This is a genomic window from Sneathiella limimaris (assembly GCF_012932565.1).
GTDB lineage: Bacteria > Pseudomonadota > Alphaproteobacteria > Sneathiellales > Sneathiellaceae > Sneathiella > Sneathiella limimaris.
Window position 1 is genome coordinate 716,693 of record NZ_JABBYJ010000001.1, and the last position, 19,846, is coordinate 736,538.

General features: G+C 47.7%; 15 protein-coding genes. 10 read left to right on the top strand and 5 right to left on the bottom strand.

The window, feature by feature from the left end; translation table 11 throughout:
* The first annotated feature begins 6 nt into the window (after positions 1-6).
* The 7 genes from tsaE (at position 7) to HH301_RS03460 (ending at position 9,973) form a co-directional block, all read left to right on the top strand.
* On the top strand, positions 7-492 hold the full coding sequence (gene tsaE, locus HH301_RS03430; RefSeq protein ID WP_169566677.1) for a tRNA (adenosine(37)-N6)-threonylcarbamoyltransferase complex ATPase subunit type 1 TsaE: 486 nt from the start codon (positions 7-9) through the stop codon (positions 490-492).
* Positions 447-1,463, top strand: a complete 1,017-nt coding sequence (locus HH301_RS03435) for an aminoglycoside phosphotransferase family protein (RefSeq protein WP_169566679.1) — start codon at positions 447-449, stop codon at positions 1,461-1,463. Before tsaE ends, HH301_RS03435 begins: the two co-directional genes overlap by 46 nt.
* Positions 1,460-2,182 (top strand): sugar phosphate nucleotidyltransferase, encoded by a 723-nt coding sequence (locus HH301_RS03440; protein WP_206378144.1) that lies wholly within the window; start codon positions 1,460-1,462, stop codon positions 2,180-2,182. The genes HH301_RS03435 and HH301_RS03440 overlap by 4 nt, the downstream gene beginning before the upstream one ends.
* The gene (addB, locus tag HH301_RS03445) at positions 2,175-5,156 is read left to right on the top strand and encodes a double-strand break repair protein AddB (protein ID WP_206378145.1); all 2,982 of its coding nucleotides are present in this window, start codon (positions 2,175-2,177) and stop codon (positions 5,154-5,156) included. The genes HH301_RS03440 and addB overlap by 8 nt, the downstream gene beginning before the upstream one ends.
* On the top strand, positions 5,149-8,568 hold the full coding sequence (gene addA / locus HH301_RS03450) for a double-strand break repair helicase AddA (protein ID WP_169566681.1): 3,420 nt from the start codon (positions 5,149-5,151) through the stop codon (positions 8,566-8,568). Before addB ends, addA begins: the two co-directional genes overlap by 8 nt.
* A gap of 111 nt (positions 8,569-8,679) precedes the next feature.
* Complete coding sequence (gene trxA / locus HH301_RS03455) at positions 8,680-9,000, top strand: thioredoxin TrxA (protein WP_169566683.1); 321 nt, start codon at positions 8,680-8,682, stop codon at positions 8,998-9,000.
* Between the two features lie 88 nt (positions 9,001-9,088).
* Positions 9,089-9,973 (top strand): alpha/beta fold hydrolase, encoded by an 885-nt coding sequence (locus tag HH301_RS03460; protein ID WP_169566685.1) that lies wholly within the window; start codon positions 9,089-9,091, stop codon positions 9,971-9,973.
* Here HH301_RS03460 and HH301_RS03465 read toward each other — a convergent pair whose 3' ends face one another.
* The gene (locus HH301_RS03465) at positions 9,974-11,470 is read right to left on the bottom strand and encodes an AMP nucleosidase (RefSeq protein ID WP_169566687.1); all 1,497 of its coding nucleotides are present in this window, start codon (positions 11,468-11,470) and stop codon (positions 9,974-9,976) included.
* Positions 11,471-11,637: 167 nt separating this feature from the next.
* Here HH301_RS03465 and HH301_RS03470 point away from each other — a divergent pair, with 167 nt between their 5' ends.
* Together HH301_RS03470 and HH301_RS03475 are read left to right on the top strand one after the other, a co-directional pair.
* Complete coding sequence (locus HH301_RS03470; protein WP_206378146.1) at positions 11,638-12,585, top strand: tRNA dihydrouridine synthase; 948 nt, start codon at positions 11,638-11,640, stop codon at positions 12,583-12,585.
* A 198-nt stretch (positions 12,586-12,783) separates the two neighbouring features.
* Positions 12,784-14,565 (top strand): methyl-accepting chemotaxis protein, encoded by a 1,782-nt coding sequence (locus HH301_RS03475; protein WP_169566689.1) that lies wholly within the window; start codon positions 12,784-12,786, stop codon positions 14,563-14,565.
* 48 nt (positions 14,566-14,613) lie between these two features.
* Here HH301_RS03475 and HH301_RS03480 read toward each other — a convergent pair whose 3' ends face one another.
* The 4 genes from HH301_RS03480 to HH301_RS03495 form a co-directional block, all read right to left on the bottom strand.
* Positions 14,614-15,384, bottom strand: a complete 771-nt coding sequence (locus tag HH301_RS03480) for a GntR family transcriptional regulator (RefSeq protein ID WP_169566691.1) — start codon at positions 15,382-15,384, stop codon at positions 14,614-14,616.
* A gap of 66 nt (positions 15,385-15,450) precedes the next feature.
* Positions 15,451-17,244 carry an acyclic terpene utilization AtuA family protein gene (locus tag HH301_RS03485; RefSeq protein ID WP_169566693.1) on the bottom strand — a complete coding sequence of 598 codons (1,794 nt, stop codon included), beginning with the start codon at positions 17,242-17,244 and terminating at the stop codon, positions 15,451-15,453.
* 70 nt (positions 17,245-17,314) lie between these two features.
* Positions 17,315-18,397, bottom strand: coding sequence for a permease (locus HH301_RS03490; protein ID WP_169566695.1), 1,083 nt, complete (start codon positions 18,395-18,397; stop codon positions 17,315-17,317).
* Positions 18,390-18,680: an ArsR/SmtB family transcription factor gene (locus HH301_RS03495; RefSeq protein WP_206378147.1), complete on the bottom strand. Its 291-nt coding sequence runs from the start codon at positions 18,678-18,680 to the stop codon at positions 18,390-18,392. The genes HH301_RS03490 and HH301_RS03495 overlap by 8 nt, the downstream gene beginning before the upstream one ends.
* A gap of 159 nt (positions 18,681-18,839) precedes the next feature.
* On the opposite strand from HH301_RS03495, the gene HH301_RS03500 reads away from it, so the two are divergent.
* Complete coding sequence (locus tag HH301_RS03500) at positions 18,840-19,808, top strand: NAD(P)H-dependent flavin oxidoreductase (RefSeq protein WP_169566698.1); 969 nt, start codon at positions 18,840-18,842, stop codon at positions 19,806-19,808.
* The last annotated feature ends 38 nt before the right edge of the window (positions 19,809-19,846 follow it).

A 19,846-nucleotide genomic window follows, 5' to 3' on the forward strand; every position in this document is an offset into this window, starting at 1 on the left:
CTTTTCATGTCAACAGAACTCATTCTTAGCCATACCGTTACATCTGAACAGGAGACGGCTGCCTTTGCAAAGGAGCTTGCCGCTTATCTGAAGACAAAAGATGTCGTTTTCCTAAAAGGAACATTGGGAGCCGGGAAAACATCATTTGCCAGGGCTTTAATCAGGGCATTATGTGGTGGGGATATTGAGGTTCCGAGCCCAACATTTAATCTACTTCTGACTTATGAAGGCACCAACGGGCCAATCTATCATTATGATTTTTATCGCCTTGAGGACCCGGAAGAAGTTTGGGAGCTGGATGTAGAGGACGCCTACGAGTCCGCTATTACTTTGATGGAGTGGGTAGAACGTCTTGAGGATCTTGCTCCGCAAAATGCGTTGGAAGTTGATATTGAATTGAATGAAGATGTTAATAGCCGGACCATCAGACTTAGGGGTAATGCAAATTGGAAGATGCGGTTGCAAGAGCTGGTGGGGCGTCAAACAGCATGACAGTTTCAGTGGATGCGTTTATTGAACGAGGGGGATTTGCTGGGGCTGCGCGCCAAAAACTAGCAGGTGATGCTTCAAGTCGGAGTTACAAGCGCATTTCGCTTGATGGCAATTCGGCGATACTGATGCAGGATCCGGATCAATCAAGTGTTAAATCTTTCCTCAAGGTATCGGAAATTTTGAAAGATTGGGGGTATAGCGCACCTGAAATCCTGGTAGACGGGTCCAAGGATGGTCTGCTGTTGCTTGAGGATTTCGGAGATGAACTCTTCGCGCGAATTCTGGAAACAGCGCCTGAGCGAGAAATGGAACTCTATACGCTTGCTGCAGATTTTCTCGTAGATCTAACAAAGCAGGATGCGCCAACAGGTTTGAAACTTTACTCCCAATCATATGTGTTGGACCAGAATGCCTTGTTTTTAGATTGGTATGTTCCAAACATTTTGGGAGAGTCCTTGCCCGACAAGGCTCGCTTTTTCTTCCAGCAAATTTGGAGAGAACTCTTTGAGCTTCTTTCAGAGGATCAGGAAGTTTTTCTCTATCGGGATTTTCACGCAGAAAATCTGTTTTTTTTAGAGGGACGTAAGGGGCTTCGCCAGCTTGGCTTAATTGACTATCAGGATGCGATGACAGGGCCGGCGGCCTATGACTTGGCTTCATTGTTACAGGACGCTCGCCGAACCGTTTCTACAGAACTGGCGACGTCGATTGTAGACCATTACGTATCCAGAACAAATTATGATCAAAAAGAGTTTATGAGAAGCTATTCCATACTGGGGGCTCACAGGTGCCTTCGGATTTTGGGAGTTTTTACAAGGCTCGCCAAGCAACAGAACAAGGATCGATATTCCCGATTTATGCCGAGGGTACTGGGATATCTGAACAGTAACCTGGCACATCCGGATTTGGTTGCTCTGAAGCACTGGATCAAAGTGACCTTGGGAAACAATATGGATGAGGTGCCCTTGTGAGCGGACGTTCGGTTTCAACAGCAATGGTGTTGGCTGCAGGCCTTGGCAAGCGGTTGAGACCTCTTACAGATCGTATTCCAAAGCCGCTGGTCAAAGTGGGAGGGAAATCTCTTATCGACTACAGTCTCGATTTGGTCCGTAACGCGGGTATCAAGGATGTGGTGGTAAACTGTCATTATTTGCCGGAGCAGATCGAGGCTCACGTGGAGCAGATTTCAGACCTTAACATACATATTTCTGATGAACGGGCGGAGCTCTTGGAAACGGGAGGCGGTGTCCAAAAGGCGCTACCCTTTTTCAAAGGGCAGCCTTTTGCTGTTTTAAACTCGGACATCATTGTTCAAAATCGTTTGAAAACTTCCTTGAAAGACTTGATTGAGGCCTGGGATGAGCAAGAGATGGATATCCTCCTTCTGTTGCAACCCAAAGAGGCTGCGTTTGGTTATGATGGAGCCGGTGATTACGATCTTGATGATGAGGGACGGCTACATCGTCCGGATCCAGGGAAACAGGCACCCTTTATTTACGCTGGATTGCAAATTGTATCACCAAGCCTTTTTGAGGGTGTAGAAACGGGTGCCTTTTCGATGAATGTTATGTTTGATAAAGCAGCCGAACGGGGCAGGCTTTATGGTGCAGTTCATGATGGGGTGTGGCTTCATGTCGGAACTGAAGCGGCGCTCCAAGAGGCGGAAGGTTATCTGAAATCCAGTGACTGAGTTTGGTGAAATCAAAGCTTCTGTTCTGAATATTCCACCAGAATATCCTTTTGTGGATTGTTTGGCCCGGTACCTATTGGATCGCTATCAGGCAGATTTAACAAAACTTGGTGATATTACCATTTTAACAACGACCCGCCGGGCGGCAAGGGCATTGCAGAATGCTTTTTTGCGCGAAACCCATGGGAAACCTTTACTTCTTCCAAGAATGAGACCTCTTGGAGATGTAGATGAAGATGAACTTGCTTTGGAAGGCGACTTAAGTGGAGATCAGCAAAAAGCGCTTGAGCTTCCCCCTGCAATTGAAAGCCTTCGGCGTCAGCTACTGCTATCCCGTCTCATAGCTACACGGGACCCAGAAGCCTACGACCTGTCTCGTGCCGCTGGACTTGCCATAGAGCTTTCACGTCTTTTGGACCAGGTTCAAACAGAAGGGCTAGAGCTTGATGGTCTGAAAGAGCTGGTGCCAGCTGAGTATGCAGAGCATTGGCAAGTGACACTGGAATTTTTGAAAATCATTAGCGATGTATGGCCTCGTATACTGGAAGAAGAAGGTGCGATAGATCCTGCTCGCCGTCGAGATTTGCTTCTTAGATTGCAGATAGAAGAATGGCAAACCAATCCTCCGGATGGAGAAATTTTTGCCGTTGGTTCAACTGGTTCCATTCCAACGACAGCCGATATGTTGTGCCTCGTTGCCTCTCTTCCAAACGGGACTGTTGTTTTACCAGGCGTTGATAAACATTTGGATGAGCAAAGTTGGGAAATCGTTCAAAAGGATCCTAGCCATCCTCAATACGGATTATCACGACTGCTTCAGAAAATGGGTGTTTCGCGCGAAGATGTTCCGGATTTGAAGCTTGAAGGTTTGCAAAATTGTCCAACTGACCGGTCTGCTTTTCTCTCTGAGGCTATGCGCCCGGCATCTACAACGGACAAGTGGCAAGATACGCATATCCCTGCTGTGAAGGACTTTGGTGGAGTTATTCAAATCAACTGCTCCGGTGCACAGGCTGAAGCACAGGTAATTGCGCTTGCCATGCGGCAATCGTTGGAAGATCCGACAAAAACTACGGCCCTGGTGACGCCGGATCGAGACTTGTCACGCCGTGTGGTCGCAGAACTGAAACGGTGGGGTTTAGAGGTTGATGACAGTGCAGGTTCGAGTTTAGACCAATCACCGCCTGGGATTTTCTTGCGCTTGACTGCCCGTCTGGTCGCAGAGCGGTTTGATCCTCTGGTACTTTTATCGACCTTAAAGCATCCATATTCAGCGATGGATTATCCGAAAGGAACGTTTCGCCAGCTGATCCGAGAATTAGAGCGAAAAGTCCTTAGGGGGCCGCGGCCTGCTGAGGGTCTTTCAGGTATACAGGCTCTTGTAAAGCTTAAGCAGCAGCATGGTGAAATCTCTGATGAACTGGCTGCTTGGTTTGAGGAGTTTTGTGAGTTGGTGCGGCCATTTTCCGACTTGATGACGGAACCTCAAGTGGATTTTGAGTTATTGGTCAAATCACATGTCCGCTTTGCCGAACAGCTTTCTGTTTTTGCAGAAACCGGGGATACAAATCTTTGGTATGGGCATTTTGGAGAGAGTGCGGCAGGGTTTATTTCTGAGCTGTTAAGAGCCTCGGATATTGCGGGCCAGATAAACCCAGAAAGTTGGGCAGAACTTCTGGACAGCCTTATGGTTGGGCGAATGGTTCGAAGTCGGTATGGTCAACATCCTCGCCTGCAGATTTGGGGACCAATTGAGGCTCGATTGCAGCGGGCAGATCGTATGATCCTTGGGGGGCTGAATAAAGGGATATGGCCACCAGAACAAGCTGGCGATCCATGGATGAGCAGGCCCATGCGGCAGGATTTTAATCTTCCCTTGCCAGAAAAGAAAATTGGTCTTTCGGCTCATGACTTCCAGCAGGCCTTTTGTGCGAAGGAGGTTATCCTCACACGCGCCGAAAAACTGGACGGTGCTCCGACAGTTCCCAGCCGCTGGTTATTGCGGATTGAAACCCTGCTTCGAAAAAACGGTGAAAGCCTATCCGGTTCTGAAGGTTTAAATTTGCAGGATTGGCAAAATAGGCTGGACCGACCTGTTACCATCGCGCCTGTAGACCCGCCGCGTCCAACACCACCCTTGTTTGCGCGACCAAGACGACTGTCCGTCACGCGTATCGAGAAATGGATAAAGGATCCGTATTCCATATTTGCGGATGCCATACTGGGGTTGAAGCCACTTGATGAGATCGGCATGGCTCCAGGAGGGGCAGAAAAAGGTACTCTTATTCATGAAGCGCTAGAGAAATTCGTGAAGTGCTTTCCAGACCATCTTCCTGCGGACGCTGAAGAAAGGTTGCTAAAAATCGGGGGGGAGGTTTTTGCTGATGTCCTTGCCTATCCAGCTGTCTGGGCTTTTTGGTGGCCAAGATTTGAGAGAATAGCGCGATGGTTTGTTGAGTTTGAACGGGAGCGGAGAGAGACTTTCAAACCAACCTTGTTAGAGGCAAAGGGAACGATCGATATTCCAGCTCCCAAGGGGTCTTTTACTCTCTCAGGAACCGCAGATCGCATTGATGAAAATGGAAATGGTGAAGTCTCCGTTATTGACTATAAAACGGGATCAGTTCCATCGGATAAACAGGTTGAAACCGGGATATCTCCACAGTTGTCTCTTGAGGCAGCCATGATTGAAAGGGGCGGGTTTACAGATTTGAAATCTGCAAGTGTGATTGAACTTCTGTATTTGAGATTAAGTGGTGGTGAGCCAGCAGGAGAAGTCAAACATTCTTCCAAAAAAGTGCCGGTAACAGAGCTTGCTGAAGCCGCATATGAAGGGTTAAGTCGCCTGATCGCCCAGTTTGATAAAGAGGCAACGCCTTATCTCGTGCGTCCTCGACCAGACTTCGTAGACCGATTTAATGACTATGAGCATTTATCCCGCCTGAGAGAATGGTCGGGAGGGCAGGATGACTAGCTCTTTTTCCTCAATGACATTGGCTGGAATTAAGGCGCAGCAACAGGCTGCAAATCCTACCCATTCAGTTTGGGTTTCAGCTTCAGCTGGATCCGGGAAAACAAGGGTATTGGTGGATCGTACCTTGCGTTTGATGCTTGGCGGGACAGCGCCAGAGCGGATTTTGTGTATTACCTTTACCAAAGCGGCCGCTGCTGAGATGGCGAACCGGCTTAACAAAACCCTGGGTGATTGGTCTGTTAAGGATGAAGCGGAACTCATCGTTGCCATTGAGGAATTGCAAGGATATCGCCCCAGTCCTGAAGAGGTGACCCGTGCGCGGCAATTATTTGCCAATGTGTTGGATGCACCGGGTGGACTTAAAATCCAAACTATTCATTCCTTCTGTGGATCTGTTCTGGCGCGGTTTCCACTGGAGGCAGGGATCTCTCCTAACTTCCAGGAGCTGGACGATCGTACCGCATCCGAAATAATGGAGGTGTGTCGGGACAGGTTGTTGTCACATTCTCAAGGGCCGGGGGAAGAAGCCCTGAAAACTGCGCTTCAGATCGTCAGTGAAAAAATAAATGAACAGGATTTCTCCGATCTGATGCTGGGTTTGAGTAGCCGGAGAGGTCGATTTAAGCGGTTTTTTCAATCAGCCCAAGACATAAATGGTGCAGTGCAACATATTGCGGATTTGTTAGGTGCCGATCAAAATCTGACTGAAGAAGAAATCCTTCAAAAAGCGAGTGATGAAACTGCATTTGACGCGACCTCGTTACGTCAAGCTGTTGAAGTCTTGAACGCCGGTGGAAAACGGGATCAGGACAATGCGGCGAGAATGAGCAATTGGCTAGCCAACCCGCAGGATCGGTCCCAACTCTTTGAAGATTATCTGAAAGCCTATCTGACTGCTGAGGGAAAAAGAAAAGCGGATAGTACTCTTGCAAGCAAAGCCTCTGTATCCGCGATGCCTGATATCTTGGAGGTTATGAGGGCAGAGGCAGAGCGGTTGTTGGATATCTTGGATCAGTGCCGGCGGATTAGGGTTTTATCCAGTACAAAGGCGATGCTGGTGTTAGGTCGATGGTTACTTGATGAATATGAGCGGGAAAAAACAAGACGCGGCGCACTTGATTTTGATGATCTAATTTTGACGACCCGGGATCTTTTGAGCCAACAAGATGTCACACCTTGGGTGATGTATAAGTTGGATGGCGGGATCGATCATATTTTGGTCGATGAAGCGCAAGACACCAGCCCTGAACAATGGGAGGTGATCAAAGCGCTCACCGCAGAGTTTTTTAGTGGTGATACGGCTCGCGATCAGGGGAGGACCCTTTTTGTTGTAGGAGATGAGAAACAGTCCATCTATTCCTTTCAGGGGGCTGATCCCGCAGCGTTTGATTACATGCGGCGTTTGTTTGAGAAGAAGGCAGGGGTAGCGGACAAAAGCTGGCAACAGGTTCCGATGGAGTTGTCTTTCCGATCCACACATGCAGTGCTGTCTTTGGTAGATGAAGTCTTTGCCAGAGAGGAAGCTCGTTCGGGGGTTACGTTTGGCGCTGAACAAGTACGCCATTTTATTCACCGGATGGATCAGATTGGACATACTGAAATTTGGCCCGTCGTAAAGCCGGAACCGAGAGAGGACGAGGACCCTTGGGAAATTCCAGTGGATCAAGGCTTCACCGTCAGTCCGCCAGCCAAACTGGCAGATAACATAGCAGTTCAGATAAAGGACTGGATGTCTCGCGGTGAAATTTTGGCCTCCGCTAACCGTCCGATTGCCCCAAAAGACATCATGATACTGGTGCAAAGTCGAAACGCCTTATTCGATGAACTCGTTAGGGCTTTGAAGTCCCATGCTATCCCGGTGGCTGGCGCCGATCGGATGCGATTGACCGAACAGTTGGCCGTATTGGATTTGATTGCACTTGGACGGTTTGTCTTGTTGCCGGAAGATGACCTCAATCTTGCGAGCCTTCTTAAGAGCCCTTTTTGTGGACTGGATGATATGGACCTTTTTGATCTGGCCTATGGTCGAAAAGGAAGTCTTTGGTCTGCCCTGCAAGACAAGGCGGGGTCGAAAAAGCGCTATGCAGATGCCGTGGAGTTTTTGAAAAACCAGCTTTCTCGGGCCGATTTTGTTCCCGTGTACGAATTTTATGCTGAAATTCTGGGTCGCGATCAAGGCCGGCGAAAATTGCTATCTCGATTGGGTGAAGAGGCGCTGGATCCCATTGAGGAGTTTTTGTCTCTGGCTCTCACCTATCAGAAGTCCGAAACCAGTTCGTTGCAGGGGTTTCTTCACTGGGTTCAATCTGGTGGGGCTGAGATTAAACGAGATATGGAGCAAGGTCGAAACGAGGTTAGGATTTTAACCGTTCATGGATCTAAAGGTCTGCAGGCACCCATAGTTTTCCTGCCAGATACCTGTCAGCGATCTGCCCCGCCCCGTTCCAGTCAGGTCATATGGGCGGAAGGCGACGTAGCGACCCCGCTTTGGCCAGTGCGAAAAGAAAATTTTGATCAATTTACCGCCGGTGTTCGGGATCGACTGAAAGCGCGTACTGAGGAAGAGAAGCGCCGATTACTCTATGTAGCCCTGACCCGGGCAGAGGACAGACTCTACATTTGTGGTTGGGAAAACAAGCAGTCGAGACCCTCCGGCTGTTGGTATGATTTGGTGGATATGGCGTTTTCAGACGGATCAGATCACCCTATTGAGGAAGTTGAGCTTCCTTTTGGTGGTGTTGCACGTCGCCGCACAAGCGGAACTGTTGTTAATGAAAAGAAAGTTGTCCCCGAAACTTCCGAATTTGTGCCTAGTGAGGCGCTTCCAGAATGGATAACAAAGCCACCAGCCGCAGAGCCTTTCCCACCACAACCGCTAACGCCTTCTCGTGAGGATGAAGAGCCGCCTGTTCGTTCCCCGCTCGGCACAGATGATGGGCATCGGTTTCATCGAGGCTTGATCATTCATCGATTGTTGGAGAGCTTACCGGCTGTCTTGCCAGCGAACAGGGTAGAGACAGCCCGAAACTGGCTTGCACGTCCAACCCACGGATTGTCAGAGCATCAACAACAACAAATCTTGGAAGAGACGATGCGTGTTTTGGATCATCCAGAGTTTGGAGAAATATTTGGCCCTGGTAGTAAGGCAGAGGTTCCGGTCACAGCGTTGATGGGGGATCGGATTATGTCAGGACAGATAGACCGATTGTTAATTGGTGAGGAGGAGATTCTGATTGTTGATTACAAGACGAACCGGCCTTCTCCAACAGATATTGGTGATGTGCCATCGGTTTATCTTCGGCAAATGGAAATTTATCGAACCGCTCTAAAAAAACTCTATCCTGAAAAACGGATTAAATGCGGCCTGTTATGGACAGATGGGCCCCATATGATGAGTCTTCCAGACACATGATGTAGTCACAGCCACTTGACGGAGACGCAAGGGATACGTAAGTATCAGAAAAGTGATATGCGATTTTCACTTCGGTGGGCGCGGTATTTTTTAAGTCAGGATGAGAGCATAATGGCTACAACAAATGTAACAGATGCATCTTTCGAAAATGATGTACTCAAAAATGATGGATTGGTTCTGGTAGACTTCTGGGCCGAGTGGTGTGGCCCCTGTAAGGCAATTGCGCCAGCACTTGAAGAGCTTTCTAACGAAATGGGTGGTCAGGTCACGATTGCCAAAATCAATATTGATCAGAACCCAAATACACCGACCAAATACGGTGTTCGGAATATTCCAACCATGATGCTGTTTAAAAATGGTGAGGTTGCAGCAACGAAAGTTGGGGCATCTCCAAAAGGACAGATCGAAAGCTGGATCAAATCCAGCAGCTAAGGTTGTAATTCAGCCTCCAGTTAGGATAAGAGCGGACTAGTTAGCTGGTCCGCTTTTTTGTTGGAGCAGGGATAATTAAGGGGGGCATATGGTAAAGGCGAGTTGTAATGGGATTGAGCTTGAGTATGAGGTTATCGGAAACCAGGGCGATCCTGTGATCATCTTGATAGCCGGTCTTGGGTTTCAGTTAATTGATTGGCCGCGTGCCTTTTGTGAAAAACTGGCAAACGAGGGTTTTCAAGTTATCCGTTTTGATAATCGGGATGTAGGATTGTCTGAAAAACTGGATCATTTTGGTATTCCCAATCCCGTTGAGATCTTCCAGGCAAAATTGGCCGGAAATAAGCCTGACGTTCCTTATCACCTAACAGACATGGCTGCAGATGTTGTTGCTTTGGTTGATAATCTTGCAATTTCGAAAGCACATATAGTCGGCATGTCAATGGGTGGTATGATTGCTCAGCTTCTTGCTATTCATTATCCAGATCGGGCGTTAAGCCTGACTTCTATCATGTCCTCTTCCTCAGATCCGTCTCTTCCCGGTCCCACAGAAGAAGCTGGCGCTGTTTTGGCATCGGCACCTCAGAGCCAGGAAAAATCAGATATCATTGATTTTGGGCTCAAAGTGAATTCGGTTATTGGGAGTACCGGTTATCCGTGGAATAAAGTAGCGCTTGAAGCCCATATTGGAGCCTGTATTGACCGATGCTACAGTCCGGGAGGATATATGCGGCAGTATTCGGCTGTCATGGCCGCGCCATCCCGAAGAGAAGAACTGAAAAGAATTACAGCAAGAACCCTCGTTATTCACGGTAGTGCTGATACCTTGGTCCAGCCTGCGTGTGGTGAGGATGTCGCCAACCATATCCCGAATAGCCAGTTTGAGTTGGTTGAAGGTATGGGACATGATCTATCTCCAGATTTATGCGATCATTTGGCGGATCTTATCCTGCCTCATATATCCTATACTTGATTAGCGGAACGCCGGTTCATCAAAACTTCTGAGTTTTCGGGAATGCATGCTTTCAATGCCATTTTCTTTGAGCATCCGTAAGGTTTCAATTCCAATGCGCAGATGTTTGGCTGTCCGGTCTTGATAGAATTTGTTTGCCATACCGGGCAGTTTGATCTCGCCATGTAAAGGCTTGTCAGATACGCAAAGCAGGGTTCCATATGGAACTCGGAAGCGAAAACCGTTTGCGGCGATTGTTGCAGACTCCATATCGATAGCGATTGCCTTGGTTTGGTTAAATCGCTGCGCAAGTTCCTTATGCCGAAGCTCCCAATCCCGGTCATCAGTTGTATAAACCGTTCCGGTTCTGAAATGTTCTTTTAGCTGGGCTCTGTTTGCCTGACCATCAGAATAGGCAGCAACTGCATCCGTTAAGGCCACTTGAATTTCCGCAATTGCCGGAAGCGGGACCGACGGATGAATATCTTCATCCAAAACGTGATCTTCCCGGACATAGGCATGTGCCAGCACATAATCCCCGAGACTTTGGGTCCGGCGGAGACCTCCACAGTGACCGACCATTAACCAGCAATGGGGCCGCAATACCGCGATGTGATCTGTAATTGTCTTCGCGTTTGACGGGCCGACCCCGATATTGACCAATGTTATTCCTTCATGGTGGTCAGAGACCAGATGATAGGCCGGCATTTGAGGGAGGTGAGATGGGGCAACGCCGCCCTCTGTTTCTTCACCCTGAAGGTTAGGGTTTGTTGTGACCACATTACCCGGTTCTACGAAAGCTCTGTATTGATCACCATTTTTGACCTGATCTTTGCCATATTCTATAAACTCATCCACGTAGCGCTGGTAGTTGGTAAAGAGAACAAAGCGTTGAAAATGCTCTGGTGAGGTGCCTGTATAGTGCGAAAGGCGAAGGAGCGAGTAATCAACTCTCTCCGCAGTGAAGAGCGCAAGCGGGTATGGATCGCCAGGTGCTGGTGTATAGGTTCCATTCGCAATAGTATCATTAATATTAGCCAAATCTGGCATCGGAAAAATACTTTGCAGGGATGGCACATCTGCGGCGGATACATCGGAAGATGCCTTTTCCACAACAAACGGAAGCGGAATAGGGCGGTCACTTAAACCCACATAAACAGGCTTCTCGTGATTATTGATAATCAGTTCAATCTGTTCCCGGTAGTAACTCTTAAACAGTTCAGGCCGGGTAAGAGTTGTTCCAAATATTCCGGCTGAATGAAGGTTTCCGTATGCAAGCCTTCCCGTTAGGTTTATGTCCTGGGCACCAATCTCGATCCCAAGATATGGATAATAAGCAGTGTCCAAAGGAGTTGTGTTATCTCCTTCGGTGAAGGCCTTGAAGCGCTTCTTAATCTTGCTGACATTTTCGGAATAAAGAGTTTCGATTGCGGCGAGGGCGTCATCTGCCGTCTCGTATTTGGTGAGCCCGAGGGCTGTACCATGTCCTGACGTTGTGTTTGTCAGAAATCCAGTCATATTTCTTCCTTTCAGCAACCCCTATGGTTACTGCCTAGTTTCTATAAATCTTTTTTAATCACACTCTATTTAACATTATTTTGTTACAACTCAATTAATGAATCCCCAATTAGCTATTTTGTGATAGAAGAAGCCGCAATTCAGCGCCAAAAACTGCGAGCCTTTAAATGAAGCAAACAGTAACCCTGGCCCCGATGGAAGGGGTCGTTGATCAGTTCATGCGTGATATTCTGACCCGGGTTGGCGGGTTTGATCTTTGCGTGTCTGAATTCGTACGGGTTAGTCAGGAATTGCTCCCAGCCAGTGTTTACTATCGCTATTGCCCAGAGTTACTTGACGGAGGCAAAACTGCTGCAGGCGTTCCTGTCCATGTACAGTTAATGGGCGGAGATGCCAGTTTGCTGGCTGAGAGTGCGGAGCAGGTAGTGGCATTAGGGGCGCCGGGTGTTGATCTGAACTTTGGGTGCCCAGCTAAAACTGTAAATCGCCGAGATGCCGGTGCGACGCTATTGCAGTGGCCGGATCGATTAAACAAAATTGTTTCTGCCGTTCGAAAAGCAGTTCCAGATCATATTCCGGTAAGCGCAAAAATGCGATTGGGGTTTCAGGATAAAAGTCTGTATCTGGATAATGCCCACGCTGTTGAAGATGGTGGCGCAGGTAAATTGACAGTTCATGCGCGAACCAAGTTGGAGGGGTATAAGCCACCTGCTCATTGGGAGTATTTGGCCCCAATTCGGGAAGAGCTTAAAATACGCGTTATAGCAAACGGCGAAATCTGGACCCCTGATGATTTTAAGGCATGTAAGTCGATCAGTGGCTGCGAAGAATTTATGATTGGCAGGGGTGCAATTGCCCGCCCAAGTCTTGCAAAAGAGATGAAGGGTGAGCTCACCGACAAGTTTCAATGGTCAGACGTTGAAGCTCTTCTGATTCACTATAATCAGCTACTTCTGGAAATGAAAAGTGATCATCGCCGGGCAGGCCGTCTCAAACAATGGATAAAGCTTTTGAGTCGAACTTATGATCCCACAGGAGCACTTTTCGCAAATATTAGAAAGTTGCAGGATCCAGATCATATCCTAAAAGTCCTAGGTAAACCGATTGCAGCCTGAGTTTTTACATTTTTTTGGTGTTTTTCTTCTTTTGTGGAGCTTTGTTAGGAAAGGCTTAAGAAGTCTATACTTAACTTAGCCACATAGTGATAAACGAGTATTTAAAATGTACTGGTTCATAGCTGTTTGGCGGGGTCTTTGCGTAAAATCTGATCAAGTCTATGGCAGGTGTGATTCAGTTCCTTTAGGGAAAAAACCATGAAATTACGCAATCTGAGCATCTCTAAAAAGCTTCTCATTTCTCCCATAATCTTTGTCATAGCACTTGTTGTGCTCGGCATATTGTCGATCTCGAAAAGTCAGAGCAACCTGGATACTATGGAAGTGCTCTATACGCAGGCGGAGTCTAAAAATGGTGCAGCATACCGGTTCCAGCGGGATCTGCAGGCCTTTAACGGAAATCTATTCCGGTTGATTTCTCAGGTGGGTGCCGGTGTTGATGAAGCCATTCTCGCAGAATTCCGCAAACAATTGTTGGCCTATCTACAAGGGGCAAACAAGAGTCTCGCTGATTTCATCGAAAATGGAAAATACTCAGAACAGGAAATTACACTTCTTGAGAAGCTACAAGGCGAGTTGACTGAGTATGGTAAAGATGTTGAGACCGTTATTGAAATGACGGAGATTGATCCAGCGACTGCTGTTGTCATGATGGTTAGCGCTGATGATAAGTTTAAAGTTCTGTACAAAACTATTGATGAATTGGTGAAGGTTTGGCAGGCCGAAGGAAAAGACCGGTTTGAAACAGCGATCGCGGATGGCGAAAGCGGTGTCCAGCAATTCATTGTGATTAGTGTCCTCGCTTTTCTCATTGCTGCGGGCGTAACTTTCTTGGTCATCCGAATGATTCGGGTTCCTGTACAGAATTTGACAACAGTCATGTCTGAGCTGTCTCAGGGTAACAAGGAAGTCGACGTTCCCAACCATGAAGACAAGGATGAAATCGGCGAAATGGCGAGAGCCGTTCTGGTCTTTAAAGAAAATGCTATTGAGCAAGAACGTTTGCAGGCTGAAGCTGAAAAACATGCTGAGGAAGAAGCCGAAAGAGAGCGGATTGCTCAGGAAGAAAAACTCAAGCGTGAAACGGCTGAGCGTGAACGTGAACAGCGTGAGGCTGCTGAGAAGCAGGCGCGTGCGGACCATGTTGCTAAACTGATTGCTGATTTCGAGCAGGAAGTCTCTCAGGTGATGGAAACTGTTTCACTGGCAACCCGTGAATTGCAAGCAACTGCTAACACCATGTCCAATACTGCCGGTAGCTCTCAGGAGTTGGCAGAAGGTGTGGCTTCTGCTTCCACGGAAGCTTCACAGAACGTGCAGACCGTTGCTTCTGCAGCCGAGGAGCTAAGTTCGTCTATCAATGAGATTAGTCGTCAGGTCCAGCAAGCTAATGAGGTATCTGAAAAAGCGGTTGTTGAAGCTAGCAACAGCACTCATTCAGTCTCTACACTGGCCGATACTGCTAAAAAGATCAGTGAAGTGGTTGATATGATTAATGACATTGCCGGGCAGACCAACCTGCTTGCGCTAAACGCGACGATCGAAGCGGCACGTGCTGGCGATGCTGGTAAAGGCTTTGCGGTTGTGGCTTCTGAAGTGAAGAGCTTGGCAAATCAGACCGCTCGGGCTACTGAGGAAATTGCTCAGCAGATCAATGATATGCAGAACGCTACGGAAAGTGCTGTTTCTGCGATTGCGAATATTGACTCTGTGATTAACAGCATCCGTCAGTCAACAGTTGGAATTTCTTCTGCGATTGAAGAGCAAAGTGCGGCAACCAACGAAATCTCTCGGAATGTTCAGGAAGCCAGCAATGGTACAAACCAGGTTTCTCAGAAAATTGGTACGGTCTCTGAAAAAGCGAGTGAGACAGGGGCAGCTGCACAGGAAGTGCAATCTGCTTCAGTTCGCCTCGATGAACTTTCTCAGAAACTGAAACGCGATATTGAAGGCTTCCTTCACGAAGTTCGTGTTGCCTGATAAGGGTAAAACAACAGAAAAGAAAACCCGGCTTTTAGCCGGGTTTTTTTATTGGGTTTTCAGTTCTGGCATCCATCCACTTGGCATGTCAAAAATTGGGTCACCTTTGTGATCAGTTTCCATTTGGAACAAATCTCCTCGATAAAGGTAATGTCCTGTCGAGATGATATGTTCGTCCTCGCTACAGAATAACCGGTCAAATTCGGCGATTGGGGAAGACATGTCCACATTCAGGATTGCTGCATTTTCATAATCAGCAATTCCGATCTTAAGGATCTGCTTAGCGCTATTAATCGGGATATCCGAATATTTATGGATGAGAGCCGCAATGGTCTTTTTCGTCATTTGATCTAAGGGAAGCTTCTTAAAAAGAGTCTCTTCAACATAGATATCCATCAGGCAGAATGGGTATTCTTCATGATAATGAAGTTTGCGCACACAGACATATCGATCATAGGTCTTAAAGCCGTATACTGCGCGACTGGGTAACGGTTCTGGTTCGCCAATACTGATGATTTCTATTTTTTGAGGCGTGCTGGAAAACGGAGCCGTTCGAGGCTTTTTCGCCTCGCCGGAACCGGTCTCAGAAATGACAAAGGTTCCTTTTCCTCGTTTGCTGTCGATAAAGCCTTCATCAGCCAATAAATGAAGCGCCTGACGAACAGTTATTCTGCCAACGTCAAACTCATCACATAGATCCATTATATTTGGCAGTTGATCCCCTTTTCGCCACCGGCCAGTCAGGATTCTGTTTCGAAGGACATTTGCGACCTTCAGATAAAGAGACATCCGTTGAGTATAAGGACTATCTGACGTCATGAGAGGGTTCTTTGATCACGAGGTGGGTTTTAATTGTCAGGTGTTTATATGCCAATGTTGTTTCCATTAAGCGACTTCCTGCCTCGGTATCAGGCTTTTAGGGACCTCTATTTTTCGGGACCGTAAATATTCCCCCATAGTCTTGGCCTGGCCATCAATTCTGTTGTTGGCGGCAACCCCATCTCCCAGGATTCCATAGATCATGAAATTCAGGGATTTAATGTTCGGAAGATCAAACCTTTTTACTTCATAACCTGCCACGTCGGGCATTAGGGCTTTGAATTTTTCTTCTGTAAAGTTGTGATAAAGCCATGAATAGGCCTCATCCGTTTTTGCCCATACACCGATATTCGCAGCACCCCCTTTGTCCCCAGATCGGGTCCCGAAAATTCGGCCGAAATGAATGCTCTCCAAAGGCCCGGCAGGCTCTGGTTTTAGATCTACGGGCACGCTCTGGGCGAGAAACTCATCGGGCTCAAGCTGACTGGTTGGAAGGACTTCAATAGTATCCCCGTTAAAATGAACCTTTTCAGTAATATGGGAGCTATCGATCAATGCTGGCCAGTGCATCACAAATGGTCCGCCACCGCCAGGAGCTCCGCGACCCGCAAAACCGGGGTAATTCGCCAGCGCCAGTTCGATGATTTTGGCTGAAAAAATGCGGCCGACCAGTTTTGGGTTTTGCGACTTTACTGAGATCCGAAGAGACGCAAACGCTTCTTCGTTGCAAGTTGCCTCTTCCTTATCCGTCCTGATTAGCTCTATAGAGACCTCATCAAACTGATCTTTCCCCCCAACCAGATCAAATAGGGTTTCGGTAAATACCTCTGCCTTCTTTTCGATATCCAGGCCCGTCAGTAAAAGCTCCATGCTGTTTTTATAGCCACCCATCATGTTAAAGCACACTTTATGGGATTTTGGTGGGGCGCTTCCTTTGCATCCGCTAACCCGCACCCTGTGAGGAGCGGTCTGCTCCAGTGTTAGGGTGTCAAAATGACTAATAACATCCGGATTTTTGTAAGCAGGATCATTGATTTCATACAGCAACTGGGCTGTGACGGTTCCGACAGAGACCAGACCGCCAGTGCCATCATGCTTTGTGATGGTGAAACTGCCGTCCCGTTCAATCTCTGCAATTGGAAAGCCGACATTTTTGAAAGAAGGAACCTCTTCAAAGAAGGCGTAATTTCCACCACAAACCTGAGCGCCGCATTCAATTAGATGACCTGCCGCAACCGCCCCTGCAAGCGCATCGTAGTCGGTCCTGGACCAATTGAACTTCCACGCGGCAGGACCTAACACCACCGCTGCATCGGTTACCCTGGGGGCAATAACGACATCTGCTCCAAGATCTAACGCCTGTTTTATACCCCAACCCCCGAGATAGGCATTTGCTGTAGCTGGTTTCACTTTGTCAGGATTTAGATGTTCACCTGTATCAATATTTGTAAACTGCTCTCCCTTTTTCAGAAGATCTGGTAGTCGGGGAATAAGGTTATCTCCGTCCACATAGGCAACCTTGCAATCCAGGCCCAATTCAGCAGCAAGTTTTTCCACCTCCGCAGCGAGGCCAGAAGGATTTAGGCCGCCAGCATTAGAGACAATCTTGATATTTTTTTCGAGGCAGGTCGTCAGCACGTCACGGAGTTGCTTCAGAAATGTACCAACATATCCTTCTTCCGGATTTTTGCGCTGCTGGCCAAAGAGGATGGACATGGTCAGTTCGGCCAGATAGTCGCCAGTCAGAACATCAATAGGTCCACCTTCAACCATCTCCTTGGCAGCGCTTAATCTGTCCCCATAAAAGCCACTGCAATTGGCGATGCGGATAACATCCGCATCTTGGGTAACAGTCTGCATCAATTCCTCCCGTTTTTCTTTTAAAAGTACTAGAAATAGAACTTTTGTCCAGTGGGAAGAATTGAGTTAATTATAACGCAAGGCTGTAGATCCAACCGCCAAGTAACGCACCGACGAAAGCAAACCCGACATATAGGCTGAAGAGTTTTGGCTTTAGTAGGGACCAAATTCCAACTGCTGCTGGAATGCTCGTTGCACTTCCAGCCAACATAAAGGTCAGACCGGTGGCTGGTGACATCCCGAGTTCCAATAGACCATCGACTAATGGAATGGCTGCATAACCGTTCAGGTATGCAGGAACGCCGATTATAGCTGCGTAGAGGAGCGATAGGCTGTTTTCAGCTCCTAACAATGAGGTAATCGTTTCGGCGGGAACATAGGAAACCATCAAACTTTCAAGAACGAATGCAAAAGTCAGCCATTTTCCAAGAAACCAAAGAGAGTTTTTGGATTCGGTCCCAAATTTCTGGGTTAATCCAGACTGTTTCCAGAAAGCCCAATGGATAGACGGCTTCTCAATAGGTGCTGCGCCACATTTGGGGCGTGCAATGTCTTTGAGACCGTTTTCAAGGAAACCAGTCTTCCCGATGAGCAGGGTAACAAGGCCGGTTAGTAAGCCGATGCCAATCGCAGCCGCTGTTTTGACTAAGGCAAAATCTGTCCCTAATTCAGCCGCCGTGAGGATAAACATTTCCGGGTCCATGATCGGTGAGGAAATGCAAAAGGCCAATACCGGCGCGAAAGGAACACCGGAGGCTAATAGCGCCGCAACAAGTGGAATTACACCACAGGAGCAGAAAGGAGAGAGAGCCCCAAATAGAGAGGCAACCAGGATGCTTTTGACGGGGTTTCCCCGAAAGACAGAGGAGACAATCTGATCCGCCCCTGTTGCCTTTAAGTAGGCTGCAATCCCCACTGAAAGGAGGAGAAAGGGCGCGATGGAAAGCAGATTGGATGAAATGAAGGTCAGATGTGACTGAAAATCTTCTGGAACTGAAACAGCCAAGATAATCAGTATCGCCAGAATACCAAAAATTGGTGTTCCCAACGCTGACAAGATCTGATTGATCTTTTGAAAACTGGTTTTAGCGGATGAGTTGGCTGGTCCACAGCAGGAGTTATTCTCAGGGACTGGGGAGATTACTTCACTCATGTTCGAGCTCCAGATTGTCGAGGCAGCAGTCCTCGATCAGTTGACGGATAATCGTATTCACCCTTTCAAGGTTGGCTCTGCAACAGACGGATCTTCCTTCTTTCGTCTGATACACGAGCCCTGCATCAACCAGGCCTTTGAGGTGAAACGCCAGTGTTGAAGCGGGAATATCAAGCTTCTCCTTGATCCCGCTAATGTTTAACCCTTTAGGTTCCGCTTTTATCAAAATACGGAATATCTCTAAGCGTGTTTCGTTTCCCAGTTCGGCTAGGGATTTTGCCATGTCAGATGTATTCATAAAGCCTGTATATCGGATGTGCTCGAATAAAACAACCATAAAACTAGTTATATAGTTATATTGAGCTGTGAGAAAAAGAATCTTGCAGCCTGAAAAGCGCTCAATTAGGCTCTGAGCATCAATAACCTTTGGGAAACAATAAAAATGAAAACAAGATTCACTGAAGCTTTTGGTATTGAACATCCAATTATTCAAGGTGGTATGCAGTGGGTTGGCCGGGCCGAACTGATCGCTGCTGTTGCCAATGCCGGCGCGCTGGGATGCTTAACGGCTCTTACTCAGCCGTCTCCTGAGGATCTCACTAAAGAAATTGCTCGTGTTCGGGATATGACTGATAAGCCGTTTGCGGTCAATTTTACGATCCTCCCCACCCTGAAACCGGTCCCATATGATGAATATATGGATGCCATTATTCAGTCTGGGGTGAAGATTGTTGAAACTGCTGGAAATAACCCGAAAGACCACATGCCAAAACTAAAGGCTGCTGGGATTAAGGTTATCCATAAGTGTACTTCTGTTCGACATGCTCTGTCAGCCGAGCGTCATGGAGTTGATGCTATTAGCATTGATGGTTTTGAATGCGCCGGTCACCCCGGAGAAGATGATACACCAGGATTGATCCTGATCCCTCGTGCGGCGGATCAGTTGGAAATTCCGATCATTGCTTCGGGTGGGTTTGCTGATGGTCGTGGTTTGGCAGCAGCGCTCGCCCTTGGTGCTGATGGTATCAACATGGGGACCCGCTTTATGGCGACGAAGGAAGCCCCCGTTCATGAGAATATCAAGAAACGTATGGTTGAAGCGGACGAGCTGCAGACAACACTGATCTTAAGGTCTTTGCGGAATACTTCGCGGATGTTTACGAACGAGGTCTCGCAAAAAGTTGTGGCCATGGAGGCCGAAGGTAAGGGAATTGAAGAAATTGGTCCTGTTGCCAGCGGGCAAAAAGGACGACTTGTTTATGAAACAGGGGATGAGAACGCAGGTGTTTGGTCAGCTGGTATGTGCATTGGATTGATCAACGATATTCCATCCGTTGAAGAACTGGTTACGAGAATTGTGAAAGAAGCAGAAGATCTGATCAACGAACGGTTCAAGAAAATCGTTGCGTAAGTGTAACGATAACAAATTTAGAAAGCCCGGTTTTTTCC

What these genes read in the sequence shown, in the direction of transcription:
- tsaE (WP_169566677.1), top strand. Translation starts at nt 7, where the DNA reads ATGTCAACAGAACTCATTCTTAGCCATACCGTTACATCTGAACAGGAG.
- addA (WP_169566681.1), top strand. Translation starts at nt 5,149, where the DNA reads ATGACTAGCTCTTTTTCCTCAATGACATTGGCTGGAATTAAGGCGCAG.
- trxA (WP_169566683.1), top strand. Translation starts at nt 8,680, where the DNA reads ATGGCTACAACAAATGTAACAGATGCATCTTTCGAAAATGATGTACTC.
- HH301_RS03460 (WP_169566685.1), top strand. Translation starts at nt 9,089, where the DNA reads ATGGTAAAGGCGAGTTGTAATGGGATTGAGCTTGAGTATGAGGTTATC.
- HH301_RS03465 (WP_169566687.1), bottom strand. Translation starts at nt 11,470, where the DNA reads ATGACTGGATTTCTGACAAACACAACGTCAGGACATGGTACAGCCCTC.
- HH301_RS03470 (WP_206378146.1), top strand. Translation starts at nt 11,638, where the DNA reads ATGAAGCAAACAGTAACCCTGGCCCCGATGGAAGGGGTCGTTGATCAG.
- HH301_RS03475 (WP_169566689.1), top strand. Translation starts at nt 12,784, where the DNA reads ATGAAATTACGCAATCTGAGCATCTCTAAAAAGCTTCTCATTTCTCCC.
- HH301_RS03480 (WP_169566691.1), bottom strand. Translation starts at nt 15,384, where the DNA reads ATGACGTCAGATAGTCCTTATACTCAACGGATGTCTCTTTATCTGAAG.
- HH301_RS03485 (WP_169566693.1), bottom strand. Translation starts at nt 17,244, where the DNA reads ATGCAGACTGTTACCCAAGATGCGGATGTTATCCGCATCGCCAATTGC.
- HH301_RS03490 (WP_169566695.1), bottom strand. Translation starts at nt 18,397, where the DNA reads ATGAGTGAAGTAATCTCCCCAGTCCCTGAGAATAACTCCTGCTGTGGA.
- HH301_RS03495 (WP_206378147.1), bottom strand. Translation starts at nt 18,680, where the DNA reads ATGGCAAAATCCCTAGCCGAACTGGGAAACGAAACACGCTTAGAGATA.
- HH301_RS03500 (WP_169566698.1), top strand. Translation starts at nt 18,840, where the DNA reads ATGAAAACAAGATTCACTGAAGCTTTTGGTATTGAACATCCAATTATT.